Genomic DNA, 3,938 nt, shown 5'->3' with positions numbered 1-3,938 from the left:
TTTGTCTAATAATCTGTCTATAAGATGTCTTTGTTATTGCGTTTGGCTTTTTTGACGTCACGATAAGTTGCAGTACTTTTTTGACGTCACGATAAGTTGCAGTACAAATCAAAACCAGTACACCAAGCGTAATCGCAGGCCAAATTAAAATATATAAGCCATAAATAAAGACGTTGTCCATGATATCTCCTTATAGTATTTATAAATATGGTATTTAAAAGCAATCAACGGTCAGCTATCTATCTACCGACCATCGTTGCCTAACCATCATTACCTAAGATGATCTATACTTTCGCATTTGATGCTTTTGTTACTTTAGCTTTTTTATCATAATTACCAACACGCTCTTTGATCTTTAGCTTTTTTATCATAATTACCAACACGCTCTTTGATCAGATCAAAATCAAAACGTTCATTACCCATCAAGCTGACGACTACACAGACGATGGTACTAGCACCATAAGCCGTTAGTGAGGCGAGTAAGACCATATATTGACGTAAGAAGCCAGTAGCGAAGATGAGCATCAATACCAGCGTAATGGCTGCCGCTAACATACCGATTTTACGGCCTAAGAAGCCAAATACCATTAGTCCAATCACGACTGCGGCGCCAACACTTGCCAATACTTCAAAAAATAAAGCTGTGTAACCAGTGATCGGCAAAAGCTCAAAGCGAGCAATGCAGAAAAACAGCAAACCGATAATGACAGCGGAGGTAAAAGCAGTATTGGTCACGCGACTCCAAAACACACTAGCGATTACAGGGAAGACAATAGCACCCCATAAGGCACCTACGAAAACCAGCATCACTAAAATATCTAGCTTGAAGCTAGCAAAGATTAGACCGAGAGCGGTAGCAATGATCATCGTACTACGACCAACTAGCATCATGGTCTTAGGTTTGACTTTACCTCTAGCGATGTTTTTACCGTATACATCTGCCATCATAATGGTCGATAATGCCGACAAATCCGAATCAGCAGTTGATGATAACGAGCCAATGACTAAGATAAAGAATAGGGCGATAAATACAGGGTGCAAATAAGTACTGACCATTTGCGGGATCAAGTTGTTCATATTGCCATCAAGAGGTTCGATACCAATGGTTAAGGCCATCAAACCAATCATACCAAGACCGATGACGATGCCTGCATAGCCAACTGTGGCAGTAACGAATGTGGCTTTAATCTTGGTTTTATCAATCGCAAATAAGCGCTGCGTAATGGTTTGATTACCGATAGCATAAGCCAATACGGCAACGAAATAAGGCGCACCTTGTTGGAAAAAGGCTTCAGACGAAAAGAAGTTCTGCTGCTCAAGCGTCAACTTGGATAGACCGCTTACCATAACTTCGGGTCCACCCATTGCAAACAATACTGCTGGGATAATAACGATACCAATGGCCATAAGCGCAACTAATTGGGCAAAGTCAGTAAAGACAGAGGCACGAAACCCTGAAGTTAGAGTATAGCTCAGTACCCCGACACCCGCGATCATCACACCTGTTTGGAACGATAACGGTGATAATACGGACACCAACGCCCCAGCCGCAGTGAAATTGACCATCAAGCTAATTAAGCTGCCCATAAGGTTAGATATGGCTAAAATTAATTGGCTTGATGAGCCATGGCGGGCGTGAATAAGCTCACCTAACGTATGACCATCGGGCGCAAGCTCACGAAAGCGCATACCAAAAGGGTAGATGAATAAAATCATCAGCGCGCCCCAAAAGCCATAATGTATCGGCCCTGATACGCCATATTTATAGCCAGAAGTGGCTGCGGCATAAAATGATGCTGCCCAAATCCAGGTGGCAGTCATACTGGCTGCACCCATACCAAAGCCGACACCATGACCTGCGACCATAAAGCCTGACGTCGTCTCTTTGTCCTTTTTAATTAACAATGATAATAAATAGGTGCCACCATAAAACGCTAACAACAATAAAATAATAGTCAACGATGAAAATTGGAACAATGACTCAGTTTTCAAATTCATACCTCGCGATTGTTTTAGATAAAAAAAGTTGGTACTACGCTTTATAGTCCCAACTAATTATGAATTGAGTAATCAGACTGATACTGCTATTGCCACACAAATCTGTTGTTTCGTTAACAGTCAGTCAGCAAAACATGCGATGAAGAAGCTATATACCAAGAACCAAACGTCAAACAATATGGGGCACAGTAAACAGTAGCCCCCATAATGACTGGCGTCTAATAATGGAGTTACCATCACGCTCATACAGTCGCATGTCATAGTAGATGTTACGGATAAGTACTTGTTAATAAAGTACTAACGAACACGAAATAATAACCAATACTTCGTATCAGACATAGACAGCTAAAGTTGGCACTCATTTTTTATGCAAAATCTTTTCTTAGTAACATTTAAACTTTGAACATATTAATGATGTGAGAGCCATTTAACCGCTATAAGCAAGTTGACTAAATAAAATACTAGCCAATAGCATGTGAAAAACGAGTGAATAGTGTTTGACGCTGCATAAGTCTAAAACTAACGTTCTATACTATTCACCAATAAAACTTACAAATAAAACGACATCCATGTTAAATATAAGTAACATTTACGTGCCACAAGAGTAACACTAATAACCCTCAAATCTCAAGTTTATGAATAATCTTATGGTTTAATAGTGGGTGACGGCCAAGTTTTGGTCGTAAGTGATAATTTTATCTACGTCAATATTTCTTATAAGAGTTATCAGAGAATTTACAACATCTGAGAAGCAATACTGATTGATGACTGGGATTTTAGTCGCAAAATAGGTACAATACCTTGCTTACTACAGTGTCTGCTTTTTAAGGAGTTTATTAGCATAATTGCTACCTCAATTGTCCTGATGATGTGCAAAATGCGGGATATATACGCTCATAGTAAGCCACTGCTCTCCTGTGTTTACTGAGCAAAATAATGGCCGACACTGTTTCCCTCTTATTTATTGCTTTATTTATTGGAGTTACCATGTCAAATGCCTCGTCAACTAAGACGACGATGACGTCAGATAATCAATCTGCCACATTATTAGACGGCAAAGCACTTGCTAAGCAAATAGAGCAAGAGTTGCGTACACGCGTTGATACTCTCAAAGAGAAGACTGGTCGTACGCCAAGTTTGGCAACGATATTGGTTGGTGATGATCCTGCCTCTGCCACTTATGTGCGTATGAAAGGTAATGCCTGTAAGCGCGTCGGTATGGATTCAATTCGAGTTGAGATGCCAAGTACGACGACCACAGAGCAGCTCAAAGCCAAGATAGATGAACTTAATAACAATCCAGATGTCCATGGTATATTGCTACAGCATCCCGTTCCTGATCATGTTGATGAGCGTGCATGCTTTGAGCAGATTGATTTGGCAAAAGACGTCGATGGGGTCACTTGTCTTGGGTTTGGTCGTATGGCGATGCAGCAGTCTGCTTATGGTTCATGTACGCCGCAAGGCATCATGCATTTATTGGAACACTATAATATAGAGCTTGCAGGTTTGGAGGCAGTGGTCGTAGGGCGTAGTGCCATCTTGGGTAAACCAATGGCGATGATGCTATTAAATGCCAACTGTACAGTAACCATGTGCCATTCAAAAACACAGGATTTGGCTGCGCATATTAAGCGTGCTGATATTGTCGTTGGAGCCGTAGGTGTACCTGAGCTGATCAAAGCAGAATGGATCAAAAAAGGGGCTGTGGTCGTCGATGCAGGTTTTCATCCAACCGATAATGGCGGTGTCGGTGACATCGAATTACAAGGTATTGAGCATATCGCTAGTGCTTATACGCCCGTTCCAGGTGGCGTAGGTCCAATGACTATCAATACATTGATTCGTCAAACGGTGGAAGCTGCTGAAAAGTCAGCAGGTTTATAAATAAGGCCAATGCGCTAAAAAATTTAGAAAGTATAAAAAAGGGCTAACCATGT

3 protein-coding genes are annotated in these 3,938 nt (G+C 41.1%); 1 reads left to right on the top strand and 2 read right to left on the bottom strand.

What is annotated here, in order from left to right; genetic code table 11:
- Together PENNN9_RS13090 and PENNN9_RS07300 are read right to left on the bottom strand one after the other, a co-directional pair.
- Positions 1-181: hypothetical protein (locus PENNN9_RS13090; protein WP_058369044.1), on the bottom strand; the 181-nt coding region annotated here is incomplete at its 3' end.
- Between the two features lie 152 nt (positions 182-333).
- Positions 334-1,977, bottom strand: a complete 1,644-nt coding sequence (locus PENNN9_RS07300) for a sodium:solute symporter family protein (RefSeq protein WP_319822894.1) — start codon at positions 1,975-1,977, stop codon at positions 334-336.
- A gap of 1,008 nt (positions 1,978-2,985) precedes the next feature.
- On the opposite strand from PENNN9_RS07300, the gene folD reads away from it, so the two are divergent.
- Positions 2,986-3,885, top strand: coding sequence for a bifunctional methylenetetrahydrofolate dehydrogenase/methenyltetrahydrofolate cyclohydrolase FolD (folD, locus tag PENNN9_RS07295; protein ID WP_058369042.1), 900 nt, complete (start codon positions 2,986-2,988; stop codon positions 3,883-3,885).
- The last annotated feature ends 53 nt before the right edge of the window (positions 3,886-3,938 follow it).

This window comes from Psychrobacter sp. ENNN9_III (assembly GCF_001462175.1).
GTDB lineage: Bacteria > Pseudomonadota > Gammaproteobacteria > Pseudomonadales > Moraxellaceae > Psychrobacter.
The sequence above is the reverse complement of the archived record's forward strand: the minus strand, read 5'-3'. Positions and strand labels throughout refer to the sequence as shown.